This window comes from Alkalilimnicola ehrlichii, from assembly GCF_003399765.1.
Taxonomy (GTDB): Bacteria; Pseudomonadota; Gammaproteobacteria; order Nitrococcales; family AK92; genus AK92.
Genome location: NZ_NFZV01000032.1, coordinates 1 through 22822, shown reverse-complemented (window position 1 = coordinate 22822; position 22822 = coordinate 1). Strand labels below are relative to the sequence as shown.

Here is a 22822-nt window from a genome sequence, read left to right as displayed (position 1 = left end):
GGCTTTTATGCGATTCATGATTATTGTCAAAGGCGACGAAAGGATCGAGGCGGGCGAGATGCCGACGGACGAGAGCATGGCTGCGATGGCGGCTTACCACGAAGCCTTGGCGAAGGCCGAGGTGTTGGTCGATGCGTCCGGGTTGCAGCCGTCCGCCAAAGGGTTTCGGGTGCGCTACGAAGGGGCGAACCGCATTGTGACCGATGGCCCTTTCCTGGAAACCAAAGAGTTGATAGCCGGCTATACCATTATCCGCGTTAACTCGCGAGAAGAGGCCATTGAGTGGGCGCGGCGATTCCCGAATCCGCAAGGAGAAGGGGCGGCGTGCGAAATTGAGGTGCGGCAGATGTTCGAGTTAGACGACTTTGCGCCTACCGAAGCTGTCGAGCGCTTTCGCGAGCTGAACGTCGGGGGCGCTTAAGCGCTTTTGAAGCCCGTGCGGCCAAACACGTCTAGACCGCGTCATGTCATAGAGTGTGTTTGGCCGCGTAGGGGGCGGCGTTTTTGCTGGTGGTCGTCAAACCGGCTGTTCGATCAGCTGCCTGGGTACTGAGCCTGCTTGAGGAGGCGGGCAAGATGGACGCAATTCCGCGCCAGGCCTTGGGTGGCTTGTTGGACTGTCGCCGGCGTTTCGTCGAGATCTTTAAAGTCCGTCTTTTGCATGGCTTCGCCTGTCCAATAGGTGGAAGCGCTTGCCGGCAGGGTAAAGCCGACGTCGTTGAGCCCTTGGAACAGCTCGGCAGTCACGTGGTGGGCGCCGTCTTCGTTGCCGACAACGGCAACGGCGGCGACCCGGCCATAGGAAACCAAGCGTCCTTCCGCGTCGGTTTCGCCAAGAAAGGCGTCAAGACGCTCCAACACCCGTTGGCAGATGCTGGAAGGATGCCCGAGCCAGATCGGGGTGCCGAGCACGAAGATGTCGGCATCGAGGATTTTGCGTCGGATAGGGGGCCATTCGTCGCCGTCCCCTTCGTCCGAGTAGACGCCGGGTTTGATGTTGTAATCGACGGCACGCAGTAACTCGCCGGTACAGCCTTCCTGTTCCAGTGCTCTAAGCACCTTGCGTAGCATAAGCTCGCAGGAGGATTCTGCCGGCGAGGCCTTTAGCGTGCAGTTGATGGCGAGCGCGCTTAACGACATAAGCTTGTCTCCTACCGTGTTGTCGTACTGCTGCGGCTCGCGAGTGCTTAAATCAAGTGTCGTCGTAAGCGCGTTTTAGCGCGGCGATGTCGAGCTTTTTCATCTGTAACAGGGCGCTCATGACGCTCTCGCCTTTGGCGGGGTCGGAATCGCGCAGAAGGTCGTACAATGCCGTAGGAATAATTTGCCAGGAGATGCCGAACCGATCTTTCAGCCAACCGCAGCGCTCTGCGGCGGGGTCGGCGCTGAGCCGACTCCAGTAGCGGTCGACTTCCTCTTGATTTTGACAGTGGACAATGATCGAGATGGCCTCGGAAAAGCCGAAGTCATGAGGCTGTGCGCTCTCCATCGCGGCAAATCGATGGCCGTCGAGCACGAAATCCGCATAGGCGACGGCGTCGGCTTTGTCCGGCTCCTGACCGGGGCCGTACCGAAAGACGGCATCGGTTTGACTGTGGGGGAATACGTCGGTGTAGAAGGCCATGGCGGCGTCGACCTCGCCGTAGTTATCGCCCACGAACATCAGGGTGGGCATGATTTTCTGCGGCGCTTTTTCCGGCCCATAAATCAGCTGCCAAGAAACGCCGTATCGATCTTGAATCCAGCCGTAGCGTTCGCTGAACGGGTAGCTGTCCAGCGGCATTAGCGGCGTTCCTTGTACGGCGAGCTTCTTCCACAGCGTATCGACTTCTTCGATGCTCGTGCAGTTAACCATGAAGGATATGGACGGCGAGAAGGTAAACAGCGGGCCGCCATTGAGTCCGACGAACGCTTGATCTTCCAGCTCGAAGGCCACTGTCATGACTTGGCCGGGCTGTTGCCCGTGAATCTCCTGCCCGGCTTTGCGGTAGCGATCGATTGCCGTGATCCGGGCGTTATCGAAGAGGGACGTATAAAAGTTCGCCGCTTCTTCGGCTTGACGGTCGAACCAAAGGTTAATACTAAACCGCTGCATGACTCCTCCCTGTTCGGTAAGGGTATAAACAATAAAGGATGACTGCCAGAAGGCTTGGGCGTCCAATGAACGAAGTCGTTCTTACCATTGTCGTTCAGGTCGAGAGAATGTCGACAAGACGGGCGAAAAATACCGAGCAAGGCTTGTTCTGGGTTAGAGGCGGGAGGATTCCTGAGGGCGGCTTACCAGAACTGGGCAATGGCTCTTACGTATTACGCGATGAGCGACGCTACCGAGGGCGGTTTTGGTAAGCCCCGAGCCGTGCGTTGTGAGTGCCAGCAGGCAGTTGGACTGCTTGTTGGCGTACTCCACCAGGAGCTTGCGCGGGTCGCCGGGATAATCGCTATGTTCCTCCAAAAGTTTCCAGCTCACGTTAAGCTGGGGCGCGGTGCGTTGCACGTGTGCGGCGAGCTCCTGCAGATAATTGCTTTCGTTGTTATCCGGCGATTCTTCCGGACCTTCCCAGGTGAGGTCTTCGACCTGTACCCGCAATAAACACAGCTTCGCTTGTAGGCGGCGGGCGAAGTCGACGGCACCGGGTAAAATGCTCTCGGCAAAGGTCGAACCGTCTAGTGCTACCGATACTGTCCTGATTGGCCCTTGCCAATCGCCAACATGCGGGCCGACGAGAATCACTGGCCGTTTTACGTTGGAAACGACCTCCGAGGGCACGCTGCCTAACATGCTCGCGCCAAGCATCCCTCGCGCGTGGGTCGCCATGCATAGCAGCGGTGCTTGGGGGGCGTCGGCAAGCTGAGTCAGCTGGTAGGCCGGGGAGCGTGCGGCGACCAGGGTCAGCCTTCTCTCTAGGTCTATCCCCGTGTCTTGTAGTAGCGATGTCAGCTCGCGACGGCGGTCGCCGAAGTGACGTTCGTCCGGGGTGATCGAATACAGTTGCAGTTCCGCTGCTAACTGTTCGGCTAGCGCACGACCTACCCGCGCGCCGCTGAGCGATATCGGCGAGCTGTTAACGGCAACGATGACTCTGTCCATATTCGGCTTCCTGCCGCTTACCAAGCTTGTGGGGCCTTTCCCATAGGAGCTGGGAGGAAGCAGGGGCGGTTTCAAGTTGTCTGGCCAGCAGGTTGTTGGGGGTAACGAGTACGCCTAGAGTGGCCGGTTCAGCGGGTCGGCCAAGGCGCCAGTCCGCAGCGTTGCCAGGAGCCCGAAGAAGGGCTTTGACCAAGCTAAGCTAGGCGCGAAGGCGTACTATAATGGCGGCCGCTTGATGGCGGCAGTCGCCGAGCATAACGAGAATTTGCTTACTTATCGTTTTTTTATTGGGGGGCAACAATGGACGTTGATTCTTGTGGCAAGTCCCTGTCTAGGGGGCTGATGCTTATCTTATTCTGCTGCTTGCCGCTAGCCGTTTCGCTGCCGGCGCAGGCGCGGGTCTGGTCTCAGGATCTGGCGCTGTCGAACGCGGTTGAGGCAGGGGACTTGGCTGGTGTGGAGGCTGCGCTGGAGCAAGGCGCCTATGTCGACGCGCCGGTACGCAATCCGTTAACGGCCAACGACCGCCTTCTGGCGGAAGTCTTTGGCGGCGGCTCGCCGTTGATCGTCGCCTTGATGCGAGGCGACGATGCGCTTATCGACCTCTTACTCGAACGCGGTGCCAACCCCGATTTACGTCTGCGCTCCGGAGTCTCGCCGTTGTTCGCCGCTGCCTGGAGCGGTCATGCTCGGGGCTTTCACGAGCTGTTGCGTCGCGGGGCCGATATTAGCGTGACGCCGAGCGTGGGAGGGCGTTCTTACGACCTCATGGTTACGGCGGTATCCGGCGGTAGCTACGAGATTGTGGAAACGCTCCTGGCTGCCGGGGTCGAACTGCCGGAGCCTCAGTTGCACCGGCCGCTATTGGAATTGGCGGTGCAAGCGCCGCAGGACAACATGGCCTTATACGCTTTGCTGAGGGATGAAGGCGTCGGCGCCAAGATTCTTGACCCAGCCTTTAAACGCGACCTCTTGCAAATGGCGAGCCGGGCGCATAACGGCAAGATCGTTAGCGGCTTGATCGAACGCGGGGCCGGCCGGCCTTATTCGCCGGAGCGCGAGCTGGAGTTGATCTTCCGCTACGGCGGTTCGGCGCTGTTGGATCGGCATTTATCGGGCCGCTCCGCCCCTTCTCTTGAGGATCTCGAAGATGCGCAATCGCGTGTGCGCGTCTTTCAGACCAGCCCTTTAGTCGTAGTGCCGCTTGTCGAGCATGGCTACGTCGAGCTCGCCATGCCGCTCTTGGGAGAGGCGTTGGAGATCGCTGTGCAGCGAGCCGACGAAGAGGCCTTGGCTACCTTGATGCCGCTCTTGGAGCAGGCGGATTTACGCGGCGGCGGCTGGGGGAATCTGTTGATATTCTCGATCCTGACCGAGCGCGATAGCTTGGTCGATTGGATTCTCGCGCAGGATGACCCGCCGGTAAACGCAAGCTGGCAGCTATGGCAGACGCCTCTGACGGCGGCGATTCATGTGCGGGATGAAACGTTGCTAACTCGTCTATTGGCGCTTGGCGCCAACCCGGAGCCACGTTTCAGCGCAGGCCGGACACCTATGAGAGTGGCTTGCGAAGAGGGCTTTGACGCCGCCGTGCCGAAACTCTTGGAGGCAGGGGTCGAATTGCGGTTGTCGGAGGAAAGGGATCAGTCTCTTGCGCGCTGCTTTATGGCGAGCGAACGGGTAGGTGCTATCAGAAGTTTACTTGAGCATGCCGACGACGTTACGCAGCACGACGTGATGATGCTGAGCCTGATTTATCCCGAGTACGTCCGTGTCGTGCTGAAAGCTGGTTGGGGCGAGTTTTTCTCCGGTGAGCCACGCGCGTTGTACGAGCAGCTGCCGCACCCGCTTGTGGTGGCCGCTGAAAGAAATCGCGCGGACGTGGCGCAGGCGTTGCTGGAATCGGCCATCGGCGGCGATCGCGTGCCGCTTCCGGAGCCGTACACGCTAGGCACGCTGCTGGAAGCGGCGCTATTTCAGTCGCGCTTTGAGATGGCGCAACTCTTACATGAGTACGGTGCGCGTCTGGACATGGCGCAAGGCCCGGTTCGGGCGCGGGCCTGTGCGTTTGTCGCGGAGGCTGAGGATTCCTCCGAGGCGGAACGCTTAGTTATTCAAATGAGCGCCGCGATGGCGGGCGATACGTTGAGCTGCGGCGAGGGGGGTGTGTTATGAGGCGGCTAAAGGGAGACGACGTTAACAAGATGCGGGCGGCACGGTTGTTTGGCTTTGCTTTAGTAGGCGCAGCATGGTTGAGTCTGATGGCGTGTACGACGCCTGCTTATCAGCGCGATCCAGTTACGGCTGCCTGGTTTCACGCCGTAGCCATGGGCGATATCGAGTACATGAAAGCGGCGTTGGCCGATGGTCTGGCGCCCGATGTTCGACGTGCCGACGGCTGGACGGCGTTGGAGGTTGCGATTAGGCAGAGGGATGCTTATACGGTTCGGTTCTTATTGCACAACGGCGCCGATCCCAAACAACTTAACCACCTCGGCGAACCTATGCTGATAAGCGCGGTTTATACCGGTGACTACTTATCCGCGCGTCTATTGCTTGAACAAGGCGGTTATGACGACGGCACCAATATCTACGGGATGAATGCCGTGGAGTTGGCGCTGGCGAGAGGGAACGACTTTATCCTGGCGGAACTTGTAGCGGAGCCTGCGGGAAGGGAAGCGTTGGAGAACGCTCTCGCGCAGAATCCTCAGCCTTGGCTACAGTCGATCGACGAGCTGCCTGTGCGTTTTCCGGGCGAACCTCAGCGCCTATGGGATGTATACGGTCGGTCGTCGTCAGAACGTTAAAATATTCTAAAGTCTGTGGCGGGGCATTTGCTGGCTCCGCCGCCGATGAGTATGCCGTCGCGGCTTACCATCTTGGCTGTGTGAGCCGTCATTCGTTACCGACCGCCCGCCAAGCCGCTTGCACAAAGGTTTCCCGGTGTTCCGTTGGTGCGCTGGCCGTTCTTCCCGCAAGCCAGGCGCGGACATAAGTCAGAACAGGCCCGTGAATCAGTGGTTGGTAGAGCTCAAACGGTAGTTGTCGTATATGGCCTTGTTCGACGTGCGGCGCAAGCAAGTCGCGGAGGGCTTTAACCCGCTCTTTGTTTGCCGCCGTAAGCTTTTCCGCCGCTTCGCTCTGCATCATGTCCGCGCGCACGGCAAAGATAAAGCGTGCCCAGTCGGGATTCTCCGTTGTCCAGTCGATAAAGCTTTCGATAAGTGCCGCTATGACGCCCCTTGCATCTTCCGCGGCGGTTGCTCGCGCATGCAGCGCATCGAAATGTTCTTCTAGCCCCTGCTGATATAAGGCCGTCGCTACGCCGATTTTATTGCCGAAGTGGTGGTATACGCTGCCCACACTCGCACCGGACCCTTCGCAGATCATCTCTACGGTCGTTGCCGATAAGCCATGTTCGGTAAAGGCTCTAAGTGCGGCTTGCAGTATGTCTCGACGTCGGTCGTTACTTCGAGATTGACGTTTTGGCATTTAGAATCCTATTCTAGAAAGTAATTCTAGTGAGGGCTGAGTATGACAACACCAACGCTGCGACTTTACCACTCCTTTACCCGTTTCCCGGCAGGGAAATGGATATTCTCTCGGGCGGTCTGCTGGCGTGCGCCGTACTTCGCGAGCATTCGGCCGTCGGTGCTATCCATGGAACCCGGCCGTACGCGCTGGAGTATGCGCAAGCGTCGCGCGGTTCATAATCATATCGGAACCGTGCATGCGCTGGCGGTCGGTAATCTTTGCGAGCTGGCGGCAGGAACCTTGATGGAGTGTACGGTGCCTGCCGATCAGCGCTGGATTCCTAAAGGCATGCAGATCGAATACCTGAAAAAGGCCGAGACGGATTTGGTCGCGGAGGCTACCCTCGCGCCCGAATTTCACGGTCAGCTGGGAGACTTACCGATCGAGGTGGTTGCGCGCGATCGCGAGCAGCAGGCCGTCGTTAGGGCGACGATTTATATGTACGTCAGCGAGAAGCCGAAGCGCGGAGCGTGATCGGGTACTAGCAAGCGGGTGAGGGCGGCAAGATGCAATACGAGCAGATTGTTACCGAGGATGGCTATACGCTGGCAGCGCGCTTTTTCATGCCGGAGAGGGAGCCGATTGGCGGGCTGTTAATCGCCCCGGCGATGGGGGTCGGTCAAGACTTCTACGCGGCTTTCGCGCGTTGGGCAGCAAGCCGGGGCTGTCTCGTCGTTACGTTCGATTACCGCGGTGTGGGACTCTCCGCACCGGCGACTTTGCGCGGTTTCGATGCGGATGTCATGGATTGGGCAGAGTCCGACTGCCAAGCCGTATTGGCCGCATTAGCACAGCGGGTAGGGGCTCGGCCTTTGTACTGGCTTGGGCATAGTATCGGCGTACATCTATTGCCGTTCGTGCCCGGGCATGAGCGTTTGACGAAAGTGATCTCGGTAGCCAGCGGTAGCGGCTATTGGCGGGAGAACTCGCCGCCGCTTAAGCGGCGGGTATGGTTGCTGTGGTATTTGATCGCGCCGCTAACGATGCCGGCATTTCGTTATTTTCCGGGTAAGCGTTTCGGGATGGTGGGCGATTTGCCGTCGCCGGCGATGCGCCGTTGGCGACGATGGTGTTTGCATCCCGAGTATGTTGTCGGTGTCGAGCCCGCCGCACGGCGTTTGTTTGCGGCTGTGACGACGCCGATCGTCTCCTTATCCTTTAGCGACGATGAGTTTATGTCCGCGCGTAATACCGAGTCGCTGCACGGCTTTTACGTTAACGCCCCGCGTAAGATGCGGCGTATTGCCCCGCAAGAGGCGGGAGTGCGCCGTATCGGTCATTTCGGCTTCTTTCGTCCCGAGCATGAGGTAAGCCTATGGGAGCGTTATGTGCTGCCTGAGCTGGGCGAGCTACCTGTGACGGAGGAATCGTGAGTCTCTGCGCTGGCGGACCGGCGGGAAGCCTCTATAATGCGCCGAGCCAGTTTTCCAGCGGAATTCACGTGCATGACAGGGCAGATTATTTTGGCCCCGATGGAAGGGGTGCTCGACCCTCTAATGCGGGATATTTTAACCCGTGTGGGAGGGATCGATCAGTGTGTGGCCGAGTTTATCCGAGTCACTAATACTCGTTTACCCGAAAGTGTGTTTCTGCGTCATGCGCCGGAGCTTGCCAGCGGCGGGCAGACGTCCGCCGGTGTGCCGGTGACGGTGCAATTGCTGGGCTGCTGCCCGAGTATGTTGGCGCTCAACGCCGAACGGGCGGCTGAGCTTGGTGCGCCGGCGATCGACCTCAACTTCGGTTGTCCGTCAAAAACGGTCAACCGCCATCGAGGCGGCGCCATTATGCTGGAAACGCCTGACGAGATTTATGAAATCGTTAAGGCGGTACGGGCGGCGGTGCCCGCCGCCATTCCCGTGACGGCGAAGATGCGGCTCGGCTATCGCAACAAGTCGCTTGCACTGGAGAATGCGCGGGCGATTGCCGAGGCCGGCGCGGAGGGGCTGACGGTGCATGCGCGGACAAAAGTGGAAGGCTATAAGCCGCCCGCGCACTGGGGTTGGATCGCCCGTATCCGAGAGGCGGTGAAGATTCCGGTCACCGCTAACGGCGAGGTGTGGAGCCGGGAGGACTATTGGCGTTGCCGGGTTGAGAGCGGCTGCGAGGATGTCATGATTGGGCGGGGGCTTATCGCGCAGCCTAACTTGGCCATAGAGATCAAAGGCCGGCAGCAGGGCAACGTCTCGACGGGAAGCAACTGGTGCGTCGCCCAAGAGGCCCTTCGGCACTATTTCGAACAGCTGGAAACGGTGCGGCCCGCGTATGTTCAGGGCCGCATCAAACAGTGGTTGCATATGATGAAACCGCAGCACCCCGAGGCCGCCGTGCTCTTCGATCAGGTCAAAAGGCTACAGGATATCTCCGTTCTCAAGGAGGTGCTTTTCGCTGCGCCGGCAACTTGACAGGCTAGCCACCCAAAGTGATGTCTTGCTCTCGATACCAGGCGAGGGCGGCGCGAAAGTGTGCTTGTTTAAAGTCCGGCCAGTAATCGTCGACAACGAAGAAATCGGCGTAAATCGATTGTACGGGTAAGAAGCCGCTCAGCCGGCGGCGCCCGCCCCAACGTATGATGAGGTCGACCCGGGTGACGTCCGCCGAGTGGAGCTGACCGCGGAGTTCCTCTCTGCCTTGCGGTCGGCTCAGCCCGCTGAGATCCCACTCCCAGCCGTAATTGACGAGGAAATTAACTTTTATCCCGTCTATCCCGTCTATCCCGTCGGCGCCGAACGTCTGGCGCTGGGTATAGGGAATCAGTTCCCGCGGAAACATTTTCGAATCGCGGTTGCCGATGACGCGCAGCGTGGCCGACTCTTTACTCAAGAGCTCTACCGCTTGAATACAGGCATGCGAGAACGCTTTGGTTTGTGCCGCCGGGCGTTTGGTGTTGTCCACCGTAAAGCCGTAGTAGGTGACTTCCTTCACACCGGCCTCGCGGCACAGGCGTAGCAGCTCACAGCCGGGCTGTAAGCCCGCAGCGTAGCCTTCCTCCTTGGCTAAGCCCCGCTCAACCGCCCAACGGCGGTTGCCGTCGGGAATGATCCCAATGTGCTCCGGAATCCGCTTCATTGACCTGCCTCGTTCGTCTTCTATGTCGGGACGACCGTGTATCGGCGACCATTAACAGTCCGTTAGGCTAGAAGATCAGGCTTGTGGCTATAGGATTCAACGCGTACCGCTTACGCCTGCAAGGCATTGGTTTATGCTTCCTCTGCTTGGCTTGTATCCGCGCCAGCGGTGCTTATGTACGTGTCAACACCGGCACTTAGGATTGGCGAAAGGAGTACGGATCCATGGCCAAGCAAACCGGCGAGAGAGACTCTCCCATCCGAGTAGCTCGATATTTGCGGGGGCTCGACTTTCCCGCCGACAAGGATCAACTGCTTGAGCACGCCACGGTGCACCAGGCAGATGACGAAGTCATCGAGACGTTGGCCCGTCTGCCCGATGTGACATACCACAGCATGGACGAAGTGATGAAGGGTTACGGGCAGTTACATTAGGGGGCGCTAACGGGAAGAGCCGCAGTATATCCGGCGGCCGTGCAAGTATGACAGGGAGGTGACGGATGTCGACGTTAGTCGTGTATTACACGGCGCCGGGCGAGGATCGCGAGGTGGCCGAAGCGGTAGCGCGGGAGAGCGGTGCGGAGACCGAGTTCATCCGCGAAGTGCATACGGCGGAAGGCTTATTCGGTTTCAACAAGAATGTGTTATGGGGCGGGCCGGCCGAGGAGGATATCGGCGAACCCACACATGACCCGAGTACCTACGATTTGGTTGCCATTGGCAGTAGCGTGGAGAACGGCCATATTACCGCCCCGGTAGAGGCCTTCGTTAAAGCCTATCGCGACGACCTACCGCGGGTGGCGTTTTTTTTGATGGGCGACGAGGCGGAAAGCCGTCCGGCGTTGCGCGAGTTAAGCGAGCTCAGCGGCAAACAGCCGGTGGCGACGGCCTGCTTACAGGCACAGGACCGCGCCGCTATCAGCCAGTTCGCCGAGGCTATTCGCCAATAGACGCGTGGTCGAGCTGCGCTTAGAAACGCCAGCGAAGGTCGGAGAGGATTTTATCTTCGCCGTGGTATTTGCCTTGATAGGTGCCGATTCCCGAGATTTCGGGGAAGGGATTGTCGAGCGCACGATAAACCACGCGCCAGGTTAAGGTGTCGGTAAAGGCGTAGCTAAGTCCTAGAATATGGCTCGTTTCGACCTCGTCCATGGCAGGGTGTTTTGGGTCGAGTTCGGCGACCTTTCCAAAGACCTGGCTGTCGGCGCGGTCAAGTTGTTCGTAGGTGTAGTGCAGGCGCCATTTGCCGCGCTCCAACGCTATCGTGCCGTGATAGCCGTTGCGGTAAATGTTGTAGGTGTCTTCCTGGCCCGTATTGCCTTGTACGCCGTCGGCCGTCAAGCCGGTGCGAAACCGCATCGCCTCCGCGCCCAGCTCTAAGGTGTCCACGAATAACCAGCGCGGTAGCGGCGTGCGAACTTCAAAACCGCCGCCCATTCGATAATCGTTATGTTTGCCCCGTTCGAGCGAGCCGATGGCCGAGCCGAGCTTATCGAAATGGCCAGAGGCATGCGCGCGAATTCGGCCGCGGCCGACCGGCCTGTCGTACATCAGGCGCGCTGCAACGCCGGGGTAGGCATTGCCTTTGACTTGTGGGTCGACCTCGACGCCATAGTAGTTATAGCTACGGTCAGGATGGTCTTGTCCCATGAAGTAGAAAGTATCGAGGCGCCAATAGCCGCTCTCGCCGACGAAATTGATCCCCGTGAATAAGCCGTTCGACAAAAAGGTCGTATGAGGCGCGTCGATTCGGCTCCAATAGGGGAGGCTGTCGGGGTGAAAGCCGACGGGCGTGAATTGTCGCCCGATCATCGCCAGCCAGCGGGTATCGGCGTCGCGCGCCGAGCTGTACTCGAAGTAGGCCTCGCGGGCGTCGGTGTTGCCGTAATAAACCAAGTCGACCCCGAGGTTGCGATACCAGTCGTGGCGGGTGCGCTCGTCGTCGTCCCGGTAGATTTCGGTGTTGACAAAATTATACTCGCCAAAGAAACGCCAATGGGGCGAAATGTCCACGCTGACGCCTAATACCGCGCGCATCAGTTGCATTTGCCGCTCACGTCCCATCGTTCGCGGCAACAGCGCATAGTCGTAGAAATAGCCGGCAATGACGTCGCCGTGTAGCTCCACCGAGTCCCAATTCAAGCCGGCGGTGGCCGTAGGCGTGGTAGCCAGACACAACGACAGCATTAGGGTGCGGGTAAGTCGCTTCTGTTTCGCTCGGCCGACTGTAACGATTTGTTGTTTCATTGCGATCATGATTCAGAAGCATCTACCGGGCCGCACACGACGAACCTGCCGTGTTTAGCGCAACGATTGGCCCCGAAGCAGGTGCTTCCGGCGTTCCTGCTAGTGGCAGCAGCTGTCGACGTTGACTCGTCGAACTTGCTGCGCGGCTGCCCCGGGTATGGGTTTTTGCTCTTCTTGAGCATCCGTGCCCGGCATCTGGCTTAAGCGAGTTTTCTTGCCGTCTCCTATTACTTCGGCATGTGCTGCGGAAGGTTGATGTTGCGGGGTGAGGACTAAATCACAGGAAGCCGAACGGATCGGCACCCTTGTCCCGGCTGCGGGTGAGGCGCATGGTTTGGTTTGAACCGAGATGGATCGTGCGCGGGCTCGCTCAGGAAAATCGATATGCCCTCGCTACGGACAGATGTTTCTTGAGCAGACATGTATCGGACTATATGAGTAGGCAAACCAACCAAGAGCAGCCGGTATCCGCGAGCTTGGCGGTTTGGGCAGTGATTTTAACGATGTTCGGAGCTGGGTTGAGCGGGTGTGCGGCCATAGATCGCCAGTACGAAGCGGCTTTGCTGTTATCCGAGCTGGCCGCAGAGGAGGACGGTGCGCTCGCTCGACGTACGCCATCGCCGCATAGGCAAGAGATAAGCTACGAGATCGATGGGGAGCATTATATTGCGGATCTCTATCGCCCTGGGGAGGGGAGCGAGGCGCGGGCGGCTTTTGTGCTTACTCACGGTTTTACCGCCTATGGCAAAGACGATCCTCGTCTCGTCGCTTTCGCCGAAGGCCTGGCGCGGGCGCGCTTTAATGTGCTGGTACCCGATGTGCCCAGCTTACGAGAGTTGCAGGTGCATCCGAGCGATCGACGTTTTATCGCCGCTGCCGTCCTTTTTCTCCATGAGCATGCCGAGCTGGTGCCGGAGGGGCGTATCGGCGTCGGTGCTTTCAGTTACGCTGTGGGGCCGATGATTTTGGCGGCGATGGAGCCTGCGGTTGCCCGCCAGCTGGATTTTACGGTCGCGATCGGTGGCTATTACGACGTTGAAGATGCTATTCGGTTTCTTACCACCGGGTATCACGATCTTGGGCCTGAGCGCGTCTGGGCGCAGCCGCAGCAAGTGGCGAAGTGGAGCTTTTTGGGTAGTTATTTATATCGTATCGAGCACCCGCAGGATCGGGCGCTGTTGGAGGAAATGGTCAGGCGACGACAGCACGATCCGGATGCCGATATCGACAGCCTTGCTGCCGAGTTGGAAGCAGAAGGTCGTACCATTTACAACTTATTAACGAATCGCGACCCGGACCAAGTGTCGGTGTTGTTGGCAGCTCTGCCGGAGGACATTCAAGCTGAAATCTCAGCACTGGATCTCGCCAACGAGCGGCTTGATCGGTTTCAGCCGGCCTTATTGCTTATTCACGGCAGTGACGACCCCATTATTCCGGCTACCCATAGTCGCGCCTTGGCCGCCGAAGTCCGCGAAGGCGAGCTATACGTCGTCGGCGGCCTGAATCACGTCGATATCGACCTGCGATTGCGCGACCGCTGGCGCTTGTGGCGAGCGACCGTTGCCCTGCTTAGGCTGCGGGACGGCGTTTGAGCTGCCGCCCGTCCGTATTACTCCATGCTGAGCAAGGGGCAATCGCTGTCGGTCAGCGGCCGGAATGCAAACTCGCCGGAGATGGTGTCGATTATTTCCAAATAATCCCATGCGTGGCGCGACTGCGAGGGCCTTTTTACCCGGGTGAGGTAAATGTCGCGCACCAAACGCCCATCCTCGCGGATGTAGCCGTTGTTGGCGAAGAAGTCGTTGACTGGCATGGCGCGCATTTGTCGCGCGACGGCTAGTGCATCGTCGGTGCCTGCGGCTTCTACGGCCTTAAAGTAGTGGGTCAGGGAGGAATAAACCGCCGCGTGAACGTGAGTAGGCATCGTGCCGTGGCGTTGGAGGAAGCGGTTGGCCCAGGCGCGGGAAGCTTCGTTCTGGTCCCAATAGTAGTCGGTGGTGATAAGTAGATTCTGGGCGATGTACAGGCCCAGCTGGCGTATATCCAGAATCGATAGGGAAAGCCCGACCAGCGTCGCTTGCCGAGGCGCATCGGAGTCGTGCTCGTAAAGCTCCCGTATGGCGTGGCGGGCATCGGCGCCGGAACTTGCCAGTGCAATGAAATCTGCCTGCGAGTTGCGGGCGGCAAGAATGTACTCGCCGAAGTCCTGGGTCCCAAAACGATGGCGAGTTACGTCGAGTACCGTATTGTCGGCCGCTTCTAACCGGGCGCGTGCATCCCGCTCAAGATTATGCCCCGAATAGGTGTCTGCGGTAACGAAAAACCACTTGGTGGGGATGCCGCCGCTTGCTTGCACGATGCCTGAGGCGAGTGCGTACGTATCCTGCCCCCAATGAATGCCGGTTCGAGAGCAATTGGCGCCGGTTAATGTCGAAGCGTCCGAGCCGCTATGCAGCGCAAGAATAGCGTTTCTAGCGGCAAAGCCTTGCAGCGGGATCGCGGTATCGGCCATCACCATATCGGCAATAACGTCAATGTTCTTCCGCGAGTGTAAGTCCTGGATCTGGCTGATTGCGAGCTCGCCGTCGCTGTTATGGGAGACGGGAAACAGCCGGATTCTATGTCCGTTGATATGGCCGCCAAAATCCTCGATGGCCATCTGGGCTGCAATCACCGAACCTTGCCCGGCGAGATCCGACATGACATTTTCCATATCGGTCATTAAGGCAACCCGAATTTCTCCGTCGGAAATGCCGGCGGACATGCCATTGCCGGATACCGTGGCAATAATGGCAAGTACCGCGCCGCGCAGCGAGCGGCTTAGGGTTGTCATCGCGGATCCCTCCTTTTTGGGCTGTCAGCCAACGGCGCCGAGGTTTTGTTTTTCTTGCTGAGGATTTGCCTAGTTGCATTTTATGTAGTGATGCTACATTATGATTTTGCTTCCTGTGAGAGTCAACAGGATTAGCTTGCCATGCTAGCCCCCCTTTTCATTGTCCTAGAAGGTGTTGTCTGGCTGCCTTCTAGGACAATGTTTTTTAAGATTAAACACGTGTCTTCTGGCAGTGCTGGGCGGCGGTGAGCTTCACGAAAGAATAATTTTTGTTCTGTAGCTTTTCTACATTGTGTGGGTGGGTATGCTCATGAAATCCCTGCTCTCCTTTCGCGTCGGGGGTACGTTTTCGGCTTGTCGTTGTTGGCCGCTTTGCTGCTGCTATCGACAGCTTGCGGCAATGCGGACAGGCAAGCGGATGTCGCCCTTGAAGAGGGCGCATTGGTGCTTTGGGTCGGTAGCGATAAGGGGTACGAGGGCATCCGTCGCGTTGCCGCCCGTTTTACGGCTGATACGGGAATCGCTGTTGAGGTCGTTCCCAAACCCGGAACGAGCGAATTCGATGCTGCCGATGCGGCGGGGCAAGGGCCGGATATTTGGATTTGGCCGCATGACCGTTTGGGCGATTGGGTTAATTCAGGGCGTGTGAGGCCTGTCGCCCCTTCGGATGAGCTGAGAAGCCAAGTTTACGCGATCGGCTGGGATGCGTTTACCCTCGACGGTAGGGTCTGGGGCTATCCGTTGGCCTTCGAGGCGATCGGGTTGATTTATAACACCGACATCATCGACGCTCCGCCTCATTCGTTTGAGCAGTTGCCGGAGCTTCACGCGCGGCTCCAACAAAAGGGCATCGCTGCCATTGCTTGGGAGACCGGCAATACGTATTTCACATGGCCTTTGATGGCATCGAACGGCGCTTATCCGTTCCAGCGGCGCGAAGACGGCGGTTATGACTCCTCCAATGTCGGTATCAATCGACGCGGTGGCGTGCGCGGTGCCGAGCTGTTGTCCGAGCTTTATCAAGCCGGCGTGCTCGATCCCCAGACGAGTTACGACGACATGATGCAGAGCATGAGGTCTGGGCAGACAGCGATGATCATCAATGGTCCTTGGGCTTGGCGCGAGCTGAAGGATTCGGGGATCGATTTTCGCGTTGGACCGATACCTTCCATTCAAGGTAACCCAGGGAAACCGTTTGTGGGCGTGCTGGGGGCGATGATTACCGGCTATACCGATATGCCCAATGCCGCAACGGTGTTCGTGGAAGACTACCTGCTGGAGCTAGAAGCACTGCGGACGATCAACGACGATGTGCCCTTGGGGACTCCGGCCAACGCCGCTTTATACGAGGAGCTGTCAGCCGACCCCTGGATCCGCTCGACGATGTATAACGTCCACTTAGGCAATCCGATGCCAAACAACCCGGAGATGACGCTTTTCTGGGCAGAAATGCAAACGTTTTTAGATGAGCTAAGAGACGGCCGTATCGACGATATCGCGACTCGACTTGATGAGGCTGCGGATCGCATACGCCGCGGCCGCTGACGAGTGTGGGTGGGCGGTTGTCCCCGCTCAGCCAGGAGGCGGGAGCGACGCTCCGAACCGATAGCTACGAATGCCTATAGGGTAAGACGGTTTCGGCCTCTTCGAAGTAGCGTTTCACCTGGAGTGTTTCTTGCCTGAGGAAGTCGGCGATGGCATCTCTGAACGCCGATTCCGCTATCCAATGATAAGAGCGGGTGATGCGAGGCTTGAAACCGCGCAATAATTTGTGTTCGCCCTGAGCGCCGGCGTCGAAATGCGGCAGCCCCTGCGCTAAACAATAGTCTAAGCCTTGATAGTAGCAGGTTTCGAAATGTAACTGGTCGAACTCTTCCAAGCAGCCCCAGTAGCGGCCGTACAGTGTACTCGTACCTTTGAAAAAGAAGGCCGCTGCAACCGGGCGATTTTCGCGCTCGGCGAAGACCAAAAGGGCTTGCTCCGGCATGGTGCGTAAAATCTCTTCAAAGAATGTGCGGCTCAGGTAGCCGCGTTGGCCGCGTTTCATATAAGTGGCCTGATAGAAAACATAGAAATAGTGTAGTTGCGCGTCGGTAATCTCCCTTCCTTCCAGCCAGCGGAAGGTAAAGCCGCTCTCCCGAACCTTGGCCCGCTCTCGCCGGATGTTCTTTCGTCGGCGCGAGGTCAATAAACCCAAAAAAGCCTCAAAGTCCTCGCAGCCTGGGTTTTGCCAGTGGAACTGTACGCCTTGGCGTTGTAGTAAATGCGTGCCGTCGAGCACCGTTTGTGCGTCTACGTCGGGAAATAGCACATGCCAGGACGAAATCCGCTCGCGTTCGGCGTAGGTTTCGATGGCTGTTGTCGCTTGCGTCATGGCCGCCTGCGGATCGATATCGCTGCGGATGAGGAGACGGGGGCCTTCGCAGGGCGTAAAGGGAATGGCTGTCAAAAGCTTGGGGTAATACGGGAGGCCGTAACGTTCGTAGGCGTCGGCCCAGCTCCAGTCGAAGACGTACTCGCCCCAGGAATGCATTTTTCGGTACAGCGGCATCAAGACCGCCGTTTTCTCGTCATCGGACCTGGCGATGAGATGGTATGGAAGCCAGCCGGTTGCTTCCGAGACGGAGCCGGATGCCTCTAAAGCTTGTAGATATTCGTAGCGCAAGAAAGGGTAGTCCGTGTCGGCGAGTCCGTTCCAGCCGTCGGCACCGATCTCGGCGATTCGCTCGACAAAGGAGAAGCGTAACGTCATGGAGTGTCCCGCTGTGCCATCCGAGAATGCTATTGCAACACTCCTACGGCCTTGGTTCCAGTCTATCGGGGCGAGAGGGTAGATGCTTTGTCGTTCGCCAGCGCGAATCGGAGCATCGGCGACACGATGATTTGTCAGTATCCCGGAATATACCCTCCCGCGTTTGGAGAGGAAATTGTTTTGTCGGTATGCTCATTTTTGAGAGCGATATATTTAGGCTGTGTTTTTGTTTAGGGAATGGTTTATTTATTAATTATTATATTGTTAAGAGTGCTTTTGTTTTCCGATGAGCGTTGTTCTTATTGTTAGGTGCGTTCTCGGCATATCCTACTAGTATTTGTATGGTCTCCTTTGGGGAGCATTTTAGTCCACCGATCGGAAGAGCCTCTCCAGCGGGTGAGAGTACCGCTAGAGCGGTTTTTGCCGGTCAAAATCCAACGTTGCTATGGAAGGTGAGAGAGAATGAAAGCTGCGAAAATTATTGGCTTAGGCGCTTTGCTGGCGGTGCCGGGGCTTAGTGGTGCTTCTGTCTGCGAATCTGGCTCTATCGGTGTCGGCCCCTATATCAGCGCGGCGCCTCTGATGGACTCCTCGGGTTCGACGCGACAGCGGTTTAAAGGAGGGAGCTTGACGGCCAAGTGCGCATTCAACGACGGGTTTGCGCTCAGCGTCGGCTCGTTTATGGCGGAAAACAACTCGAGCAACAGTTCTTTACACGGCATCGACGTTGCCGTCTTAACCGGGCATAACTTGGCTAGCGAAGGGTTTACCTCGCAGATGGGGGCGTCCCTGATTTATTCCTGGAATAACCCGGACTCCGGCAGCAATCTGTCGTACCCAACTGTCGCGTTAGTCTCTGGCTTAGGTTATAACTGGAAGAATATCGGGTTAATGTTCTCCGTCGATATTCCTGTTTATATGGAAAGGAAGTATCTACGGCGGGTTGAGGCGGATTATGCTCGGTTGCATTATCCGTTGGCGGGTCGTGCCACGGTATCCTTTAGATTTTAATCATTATCGTGCGCTGTCATTCGAGGCAGCGTACGGTATATCGTTAAGTGCTCAAGGCCGGGGTAAGCTGTATTAGCTTTCCCGGTTTTTTTTGCGACTTGGGCAAGGAGTTCTCAGCGTCTCCCGAGGAGGGCCTTATGAGGGTGTGGCTGCGGTCTATCGGTGTTTTGGTTGCCGTCATTGTCGTTATCGCGTTGGCTATGGGCGCTTGGCTGCTGCTGGTTAAACCGGTGCCGCAAGAGCGTGACGGCTGGACGTTAGGCCCTGACTTGCCACGCCCCTTCGGCGAGCTTGCGACCACCGTGCTGCCACGGGAGAACGGTGCGGAGACGTTGGTCGTCTTATCGGGAATAGCAGGTTTCGGCGAAGTCGTGAATGACGTCTTTCTTTACGACGCCGAGACCGATGCCTGGCGCCAGGGGCCTTCGTTACCGGCGGCCAGGCACCATGCTGCGGCCGCCGTGCTGGATGGAGCGGTTGTTTTATCCGGCGGAGCAGAGTCTTTGGAAGGCGATCCATGGCAGGGTACGGACACGGTGTGGCGTTGGCGGCCGGGCGGCGATTGGGAGGCTATGACGCCGTTGCCGGAGCCGCGCTGGGGGCACCGCATGGTTGAGTACTTCGGGCGTCTTTTCGTGATTGGCGGTTTTGGCGAGAGCGGAAACACGTTCGTATATCGTCCCGATCACGAAGGATGGGCGGTCACCGCACCGATTCCCGAACCACGAGACCATCTATCCGTTGTGGAGGTTAACGGCAAAATCTGGGCTATCGGCGGCCGTAATCCGGATAGCGTCAGTCGGGTCGATGTTTACGACCGGCAATGGATACCTGGGAGCGCGGTCCCGATTTGCCGGAGCCGACAAGCGGCGCTGCGGAAGCTGTCGTTGACGGTCGGATTTATATTTTTGGGGGCGAAGAGCCGAGATTGGTCGGCGGCGGAGTTTATGACCGACACTGGATGTTGGACACGCAAGCAGATAATCCGCAATGGGAGCCGGCGCCCGCGCCGCCCTTGGCGGTGCACGGAGCGGATGGGGCCGTTTTCCAAGGGCGCGTGGTCATTGTGGGCGGGCAAGTCGTCACGGGCTGCTATCGGTAACCGCGTGGACGCCCATCTTTCAGATTATGGAGCCTGAGTAGCTTTAGGGTTGGAATCGGCTTCTGGTCGCCCGCCCGAACTCTGCTGTATTGCGACGTCATGCCGGGAGTACTATCTCCAAGCTCAGCGATGGCGGTACGTCGAGGCTTGGTTTTGTATGAGCGAGGTCGTGTTTCTATTCGATGGCTGGGATGCGGTTGCCCGTATTCTTGTCGTCGGTACTTTAGGCTATATCTCCCTGGTTTTGCTGATCAGAGTTGGCACCAAACGTGCTCTGGCCCAATTAAGTCCTTTCGACTTCGTGATTACCGTGGCGCTGGGGTCGGCCTACGGCCGTGTGCTGACTGCTACTGAAGTTGGGTTGACGGAAGCGGTAACGGCTTTCGCTTTGTTAATTGGCCTTCAGTACATACTCGCGAGTGCGCAAATACGCTGGCCTCGCTTCGCTAAGCTGCTGAAGTCGAAACCTGCGTTGCTCTATTACAAGGGAGAGTTCTTGTATGAGGCCATGCGGCGAGAGAAGATCACCGAGAAGGAGTTGGAAGCCGCGGTTCGGCAACAAGGTGTGGGCTCCTTTGCTAATGTGGCGGCCATTGTTATGGAGTCCGATGGGGGCTTTTCGGTCATTCAAACCGCTCAGCAGGGAGACGAGAACATGCTGAAGGACGTGAAAGGCAGGTCGGAATAGGCCGGCTGCCGGTACTGCTCAAGTGTAGGTGCAGGCGAGCACTTTGTTCGCGAGTTTCATCTTTTGTTAATTATGCGTCCGGCCGTCCCCACTAAGCATTTGTTGGTCTATCCTGACGAGGGCAGGTGTCCGTTTCGCCGCAGTAACGAAGGTGTTGCCGGCGGGGAAGCGCGAACGAGTCGTTTAGTGTGGATGAATCTATGCGAAAGAGATGGAGGCGAGGATATATCCTTGCCATTGGAGCCTTCATTGGCGCCTTTATGCTTCCGCTCAACACGTGGGCTAACGATCGAGAAGCCGATGCAGCCTTGATCGAAGCCGTTACGGAGCGTTTGGATGAGAACTCTTTGACCGAGTCCGGGGTGTTGGTTGTGTCCGCGCAGGACGGTGTGGTCGAGCTGGTGGGTACCGTGCGCTCATCTGATTTGCTCGATGTCGCTGAAGCCTTAGCGCTTGAGGTCGAGGGGGTTGAAGAGGTGGTCAACCGCTTGGAAGTATTCGCGCCAGAGCCGGAGGTGAGCCCCCCGGATCCGGCGCAGCCGCCGGAAGGCGAGCCGGGCGCGCATCAACAACCTGAGCTCCAACAACCCGAGGCTCAACAACCCGAGGCTCAACAACCCGAGGCTCAACAACCCGAGGCTCAACAACCCGAGTGAGCTGCTTGGGGTGATTTTGGTTTGTCGTGCTTTGGTGAGGTTGTGGTTGTTTCTGGTGTTGGTGGTTTGGTGCGCTGCGCACCACTCCCAACCCCAACCAAACAACCACCCCGCCAAAGTGCGATCAGCACTTGTTTCCGATCGCTGTCCTGCCCGGTAGCGTTCAAGTCCTTATCGCCGAGCGGCGCAAGCGCCCACTGGATATGTTATGCCTCCATAAGGCGGTAAAACGGTGTGCCGGTGTCGGTAAGTTGGCGAAAACGTGAGTAAATATCACGAAAAACCGGATAAAAAACCTGGAAAAGGCGCCGATCTTCGCTAACAATAACCGGCATCCATAATCACAGGAATAACAACAATGGCCCATCCGGAGAGGGAGCTTCGGCGACTGGATGCCGAGATCGCCGCCCTGGAGTCCGCGCTGGCGACGAGCGCCGACACGGACCCGTACTACCCCACGCTTGAAGCCCGCCACCGCGCACTGACAACGCACCGCCGGCGATTACGACGACTCAACCCGCCCGCCGCCGAGCAGCGCATCGAGACCGTGCCCCGGGCAGTGCTGGCCCAACTCCCCGGCCACTGGAGCCAGTGGTATGTGCTCCGCCCCGACAGCGCCCGCTACCGCTACCGCGACCGCGATACCCGCTTTTTCGTCCAACGCCACGGCCAATGGCAGGAAATCGACAGCGCCACCACGGGCCGCCTGCCCGGCGAGCGAGCGTACGCCCTGCGCCGCTACCGCTTAGCGCGCGTGGCGCAGGCGGTCGCCGCCGTCGGTGTCGCGGCCTTAGCCGCCGGGCGCCGCTCCCCCTCGGCCGCCACGCCGGACGACAACGTGGTGACGCTACCCGTCGGCCGCGACACCGGCGAGGTGGCGAAACACAGCCTCGATATCGAACTGGTGCCGGGCGTGAACACCGGCGAGCGCCGCCTGGTGCTCGAGGGCCCCGGCGGTTATCACATCCAGCGCACCACCCGCGGTCCGGCGGCAGGCGCGCACGAGTCGGTACGCTTCGGCAAGCTCAAAGAGGGCGACGCCTACACGCTCACCGCCGTGCACCGGGCCGAGCGCAAGGCGGTGTTTGAGCACGTCCCCTTCGCCATCCTGGCCGAGCCGGGCAAGCTGCACGAACACCTGGATACGCTGGACGACGACGCGCTGCTGCATCTCCTCGACCACCACAAGCGTGGCGACCGCCCGATCCTGCGCGCGAGCCTGGAGGCGCCGCAGTTCGGCGTGTTTGCCGACGGCACCGATAACAACCGCTTTCGCGACCGCGAGCACGAGACGAAACGGCCAACGAATGTGGCGAAGTTGTATGAGTTGTACCCTCGCTTTTACGATGGAACGTTAAGTAGCTTTTATATCTCAGGGGTGGCACTCGGGAGAGCGAGGACAGAACCTTTTTCGACATGCTCGATCTCGGCATCGCCCACAGTCTCGGTCGGCGTATTGCCCAGATATTAGAGCGGATGAAGCTTTTTTACCGACAGTTTCCACTTGCAAAATACGGTTATCTGGATCTTTTCGGTTTCAGCCGCGGGGCGGCCTTGATCCGGGCCTTGGTCAACGTCGTCCATCGCATCAACCGCACTCAGCCCGATTATTGGGGCGGGCTGACGGTGGTGATCCGCTTCGTGGGCCTGTTCGACACCGTCGGTTCGGTCGGCCGGCCCGGCAACAACCGCAACAACAACATCCTCTCGCGCATCGGCTTTCCGGGGCCGGTGATCCTCGATCTGCACCCGCACGCCGCGCAAACCGTCTACCACCTCACGGCGCGGGACGAGGTGCGGGAGAACTTTCCGCTCTCCTCGATCAAGGCCGCCGACGGCAGCCTGC

24 protein-coding genes are annotated in these 22822 nt (G+C 58.4%); 16 read left to right on the top strand and 8 right to left on the bottom strand.

Annotated features, from left to right (window positions below; genetic code table 11):
• Window positions 1-7: 7 nt before the first annotated feature.
• Window positions 8-421 (top strand): YciI family protein, encoded by a 414-nt coding sequence (locus tag CAI21_RS19850; RefSeq protein ID WP_116303891.1) that lies wholly within the window; start codon window positions 8-10, stop codon window positions 419-421.
• Between the two features lie 113 nt (window positions 422-534).
• Here CAI21_RS19850 and CAI21_RS19845 read toward each other — a convergent pair whose 3' ends face one another.
• The 3 genes from CAI21_RS19845 to CAI21_RS19835 form a co-directional block, all read right to left on the bottom strand.
• On the bottom strand, window positions 535-1140 hold the full coding sequence (locus CAI21_RS19845; RefSeq protein WP_116303890.1) for a flavodoxin family protein: 606 nt from the start codon (window positions 1138-1140) through the stop codon (window positions 535-537).
• Window positions 1141-1192: 52 nt separating this feature from the next.
• The gene (locus tag CAI21_RS19840; RefSeq protein ID WP_116303889.1) at window positions 1193-2095 is read right to left on the bottom strand and encodes a VOC family protein; all 903 of its coding nucleotides are present in this window, start codon (window positions 2093-2095) and stop codon (window positions 1193-1195) included.
• Between the two features lie 153 nt (window positions 2096-2248).
• Complete coding sequence (locus tag CAI21_RS19835; protein WP_116303888.1) at window positions 2249-3088, bottom strand: universal stress protein; 840 nt, start codon at window positions 3086-3088, stop codon at window positions 2249-2251.
• Window positions 3089-3430: 342 nt separating this feature from the next.
• Here CAI21_RS19835 and CAI21_RS19830 point away from each other — a divergent pair, with 342 nt between their 5' ends.
• Together CAI21_RS19830 and CAI21_RS19825 are read left to right on the top strand one after the other, a co-directional pair.
• Window positions 3431-5263, top strand: a complete 1833-nt coding sequence (locus tag CAI21_RS19830) for an ankyrin repeat domain-containing protein (RefSeq protein ID WP_181919552.1) — start codon at window positions 3431-3433, stop codon at window positions 5261-5263.
• Window positions 5260-5895: an ankyrin repeat domain-containing protein gene (locus tag CAI21_RS19825; RefSeq protein ID WP_116303886.1), complete on the top strand. Its 636-nt coding sequence runs from the start codon at window positions 5260-5262 to the stop codon at window positions 5893-5895. The genes CAI21_RS19830 and CAI21_RS19825 overlap by 4 nt, the downstream gene beginning before the upstream one ends.
• 88 nt (window positions 5896-5983) lie before the next feature.
• Here CAI21_RS19825 and CAI21_RS19820 read toward each other — a convergent pair whose 3' ends face one another.
• Window positions 5984-6580 carry a TetR/AcrR family transcriptional regulator gene (locus tag CAI21_RS19820; protein ID WP_116303885.1) on the bottom strand — a complete coding sequence of 199 codons (597 nt, stop codon included), beginning with the start codon at window positions 6578-6580 and terminating at the stop codon, window positions 5984-5986.
• A 42-nt stretch (window positions 6581-6622) separates the two neighbouring features.
• Between CAI21_RS19820 and CAI21_RS19815 the strand changes: the two genes are divergently transcribed.
• The 3 genes from CAI21_RS19815 (at window position 6623) to CAI21_RS19805 (ending at window position 9024) form a co-directional block, all read left to right on the top strand.
• A complete protein-coding gene (locus CAI21_RS19815; RefSeq protein WP_116303884.1) occupies window positions 6623-7096 on the top strand; it encodes a hotdog fold domain-containing protein in 474 nt (157 codons plus the stop codon).
• A 32-nt stretch (window positions 7097-7128) separates the two neighbouring features.
• A complete protein-coding gene (locus CAI21_RS19810; RefSeq protein ID WP_116303883.1) occupies window positions 7129-7995 on the top strand; it encodes an alpha/beta hydrolase family protein in 867 nt (288 codons plus the stop codon).
• Window positions 7996-8067: 72 nt separating this feature from the next.
• On the top strand, window positions 8068-9024 hold the full coding sequence (locus CAI21_RS19805; protein ID WP_116303882.1) for a tRNA dihydrouridine synthase: 957 nt from the start codon (window positions 8068-8070) through the stop codon (window positions 9022-9024).
• Between the two features lie 4 nt (window positions 9025-9028).
• Here the strand turns inward: CAI21_RS19805 and CAI21_RS19800 are convergent, their stop codons facing one another.
• Window positions 9029-9688, bottom strand: coding sequence for an undecaprenyl diphosphate synthase family protein (locus tag CAI21_RS19800; RefSeq protein WP_116303881.1), 660 nt, complete (start codon window positions 9686-9688; stop codon window positions 9029-9031).
• A 224-nt stretch (window positions 9689-9912) separates the two neighbouring features.
• Between CAI21_RS19800 and CAI21_RS19795 the strand changes: the two genes are divergently transcribed.
• Both CAI21_RS19795 and CAI21_RS19790 read left to right on the top strand, forming a co-directional pair.
• Window positions 9913-10122 carry a DUF2795 domain-containing protein gene (locus CAI21_RS19795; protein ID WP_116303880.1) on the top strand — a complete coding sequence of 70 codons (210 nt, stop codon included), beginning with the start codon at window positions 9913-9915 and terminating at the stop codon, window positions 10120-10122.
• A 65-nt stretch (window positions 10123-10187) separates the two neighbouring features.
• Window positions 10188-10637, top strand: a complete 450-nt coding sequence (locus CAI21_RS19790; RefSeq protein ID WP_116303879.1) for a flavodoxin domain-containing protein — start codon at window positions 10188-10190, stop codon at window positions 10635-10637.
• 19 nt (window positions 10638-10656) lie between these two features.
• Here CAI21_RS19790 and CAI21_RS19785 read toward each other — a convergent pair whose 3' ends face one another.
• Window positions 10657-11934 (bottom strand): hypothetical protein, encoded by a 1278-nt coding sequence (locus CAI21_RS19785; protein WP_220348915.1) that lies wholly within the window; start codon window positions 11932-11934, stop codon window positions 10657-10659.
• Between the two features lie 434 nt (window positions 11935-12368).
• Here CAI21_RS19785 and CAI21_RS19780 point away from each other — a divergent pair, with 434 nt between their 5' ends.
• Complete coding sequence (locus tag CAI21_RS19780) at window positions 12369-13526, top strand: alpha/beta hydrolase family protein (RefSeq protein WP_116303877.1); 1158 nt, start codon at window positions 12369-12371, stop codon at window positions 13524-13526.
• 17 nt (window positions 13527-13543) lie between these two features.
• On the opposite strand, the gene CAI21_RS19775 is transcribed toward CAI21_RS19780, so the two are convergent.
• A complete protein-coding gene (locus tag CAI21_RS19775) occupies window positions 13544-14767 on the bottom strand; it encodes an ABC transporter substrate-binding protein (RefSeq protein WP_116303876.1) in 1224 nt (407 codons plus the stop codon).
• A 354-nt stretch (window positions 14768-15121) separates the two neighbouring features.
• On the opposite strand from CAI21_RS19775, the gene malE reads away from it, so the two are divergent.
• A complete protein-coding gene (gene malE / locus CAI21_RS19770) occupies window positions 15122-16312 on the top strand; it encodes a maltose/maltodextrin ABC transporter substrate-binding protein MalE (protein WP_181919551.1) in 1191 nt (396 codons plus the stop codon).
• A 64-nt stretch (window positions 16313-16376) separates the two neighbouring features.
• Here the strand turns inward: malE and CAI21_RS19765 are convergent, their stop codons facing one another.
• Window positions 16377-17519: a GNAT family N-acetyltransferase gene (locus CAI21_RS19765; protein WP_116303874.1), complete on the bottom strand. Its 1143-nt coding sequence runs from the start codon at window positions 17517-17519 to the stop codon at window positions 16377-16379.
• Between the two features lie 462 nt (window positions 17520-17981).
• Between CAI21_RS19765 and CAI21_RS19760 the strand changes: the two genes are divergently transcribed.
• The 6 genes from CAI21_RS19760 to CAI21_RS19735 form a co-directional block, all read left to right on the top strand.
• Window positions 17982-18530: a hypothetical protein gene (locus tag CAI21_RS19760; RefSeq protein WP_116303873.1), complete on the top strand. Its 549-nt coding sequence runs from the start codon at window positions 17982-17984 to the stop codon at window positions 18528-18530.
• A gap of 137 nt (window positions 18531-18667) precedes the next feature.
• Window positions 18668-19669, top strand: coding sequence for a Kelch repeat-containing protein (locus CAI21_RS19755; RefSeq protein ID WP_116303872.1), 1002 nt, complete (start codon window positions 18668-18670; stop codon window positions 19667-19669).
• Window positions 19670-19789: 120 nt separating this feature from the next.
• Window positions 19790-20320 carry a DUF421 domain-containing protein gene (locus tag CAI21_RS19750; RefSeq protein WP_116303871.1) on the top strand — a complete coding sequence of 177 codons (531 nt, stop codon included), beginning with the start codon at window positions 19790-19792 and terminating at the stop codon, window positions 20318-20320.
• Between the two features lie 260 nt (window positions 20321-20580).
• Window positions 20581-20976 (top strand): BON domain-containing protein, encoded by a 396-nt coding sequence (locus CAI21_RS19745; protein ID WP_181919550.1) that lies wholly within the window; start codon window positions 20581-20583, stop codon window positions 20974-20976.
• A gap of 358 nt (window positions 20977-21334) precedes the next feature.
• A complete protein-coding gene (locus CAI21_RS19740; RefSeq protein ID WP_116303869.1) occupies window positions 21335-22447 on the top strand; it encodes a hypothetical protein in 1113 nt (370 codons plus the stop codon).
• A partial coding sequence (locus CAI21_RS19735) for a phospholipase effector Tle1 domain-containing protein (RefSeq protein ID WP_147305184.1) occupies window positions 22393-22822 on the top strand: 430 nt, incomplete at its 3' end. The genes CAI21_RS19740 and CAI21_RS19735, both read left to right, overlap by 55 nt.

What these genes read in the sequence shown, in the direction of transcription:
- CAI21_RS19805 (WP_116303882.1), top strand. Translation starts at nt 8,068, where the DNA reads ATGACAGGGCAGATTATTTTGGCCCCGATGGAAGGGGTGCTCGACCCT.
- CAI21_RS19785 (WP_220348915.1), bottom strand. Translation starts at nt 11,934, where the DNA reads ATGAAACAACAAATCGTTACAGTCGGCCGAGCGAAACAGAAGCGACTT.
- CAI21_RS19775 (WP_116303876.1), bottom strand. Translation starts at nt 14,767, where the DNA reads ATGACAACCCTAAGCCGCTCGCTGCGCGGCGCGGTACTTGCCATTATT.
- CAI21_RS19845 (WP_116303890.1), bottom strand. Translation starts at nt 1,140, where the DNA reads ATGTCGTTAAGCGCGCTCGCCATCAACTGCACGCTAAAGGCCTCGCCG.
- CAI21_RS19745 (WP_181919550.1), top strand. Translation starts at nt 20,581, where the DNA reads ATGCTTCCGCTCAACACGTGGGCTAACGATCGAGAAGCCGATGCAGCC.
- CAI21_RS19835 (WP_116303888.1), bottom strand. Translation starts at nt 3,088, where the DNA reads ATGGACAGAGTCATCGTTGCCGTTAACAGCTCGCCGATATCGCTCAGC.
- CAI21_RS19795 (WP_116303880.1), top strand. Translation starts at nt 9,913, where the DNA reads ATGGCCAAGCAAACCGGCGAGAGAGACTCTCCCATCCGAGTAGCTCGA.
- CAI21_RS19760 (WP_116303873.1), top strand. Translation starts at nt 17,982, where the DNA reads ATGAAAGCTGCGAAAATTATTGGCTTAGGCGCTTTGCTGGCGGTGCCG.
- CAI21_RS19815 (WP_116303884.1), top strand. Translation starts at nt 6,623, where the DNA reads ATGACAACACCAACGCTGCGACTTTACCACTCCTTTACCCGTTTCCCG.
- CAI21_RS19800 (WP_116303881.1), bottom strand. Translation starts at nt 9,688, where the DNA reads ATGAAGCGGATTCCGGAGCACATTGGGATCATTCCCGACGGCAACCGC.
- CAI21_RS19830 (WP_181919552.1), top strand. Translation starts at nt 3,431, where the DNA reads ATGCTTATCTTATTCTGCTGCTTGCCGCTAGCCGTTTCGCTGCCGGCG.
- CAI21_RS19780 (WP_116303877.1), top strand. Translation starts at nt 12,369, where the DNA reads ATGAGTAGGCAAACCAACCAAGAGCAGCCGGTATCCGCGAGCTTGGCG.
- CAI21_RS19755 (WP_116303872.1), top strand. Translation starts at nt 18,668, where the DNA reads ATGAGGGTGTGGCTGCGGTCTATCGGTGTTTTGGTTGCCGTCATTGTC.
- CAI21_RS19750 (WP_116303871.1), top strand. Translation starts at nt 19,790, where the DNA reads ATGAGCGAGGTCGTGTTTCTATTCGATGGCTGGGATGCGGTTGCCCGT.
- CAI21_RS19740 (WP_116303869.1), top strand. Translation starts at nt 21,335, where the DNA reads ATGGCCCATCCGGAGAGGGAGCTTCGGCGACTGGATGCCGAGATCGCC.
- CAI21_RS19810 (WP_116303883.1), top strand. Translation starts at nt 7,129, where the DNA reads ATGCAATACGAGCAGATTGTTACCGAGGATGGCTATACGCTGGCAGCG.
- CAI21_RS19825 (WP_116303886.1), top strand. Translation starts at nt 5,260, where the DNA reads ATGAGGCGGCTAAAGGGAGACGACGTTAACAAGATGCGGGCGGCACGG.
- CAI21_RS19840 (WP_116303889.1), bottom strand. Translation starts at nt 2,095, where the DNA reads ATGCAGCGGTTTAGTATTAACCTTTGGTTCGACCGTCAAGCCGAAGAA.
- CAI21_RS19765 (WP_116303874.1), bottom strand. Translation starts at nt 17,519, where the DNA reads ATGACGTTACGCTTCTCCTTTGTCGAGCGAATCGCCGAGATCGGTGCC.
- CAI21_RS19790 (WP_116303879.1), top strand. Translation starts at nt 10,188, where the DNA reads ATGTCGACGTTAGTCGTGTATTACACGGCGCCGGGCGAGGATCGCGAG.
- CAI21_RS19850 (WP_116303891.1), top strand. Translation starts at nt 8, where the DNA reads ATGCGATTCATGATTATTGTCAAAGGCGACGAAAGGATCGAGGCGGGC.
- CAI21_RS19820 (WP_116303885.1), bottom strand. Translation starts at nt 6,580, where the DNA reads ATGCCAAAACGTCAATCTCGAAGTAACGACCGACGTCGAGACATACTG.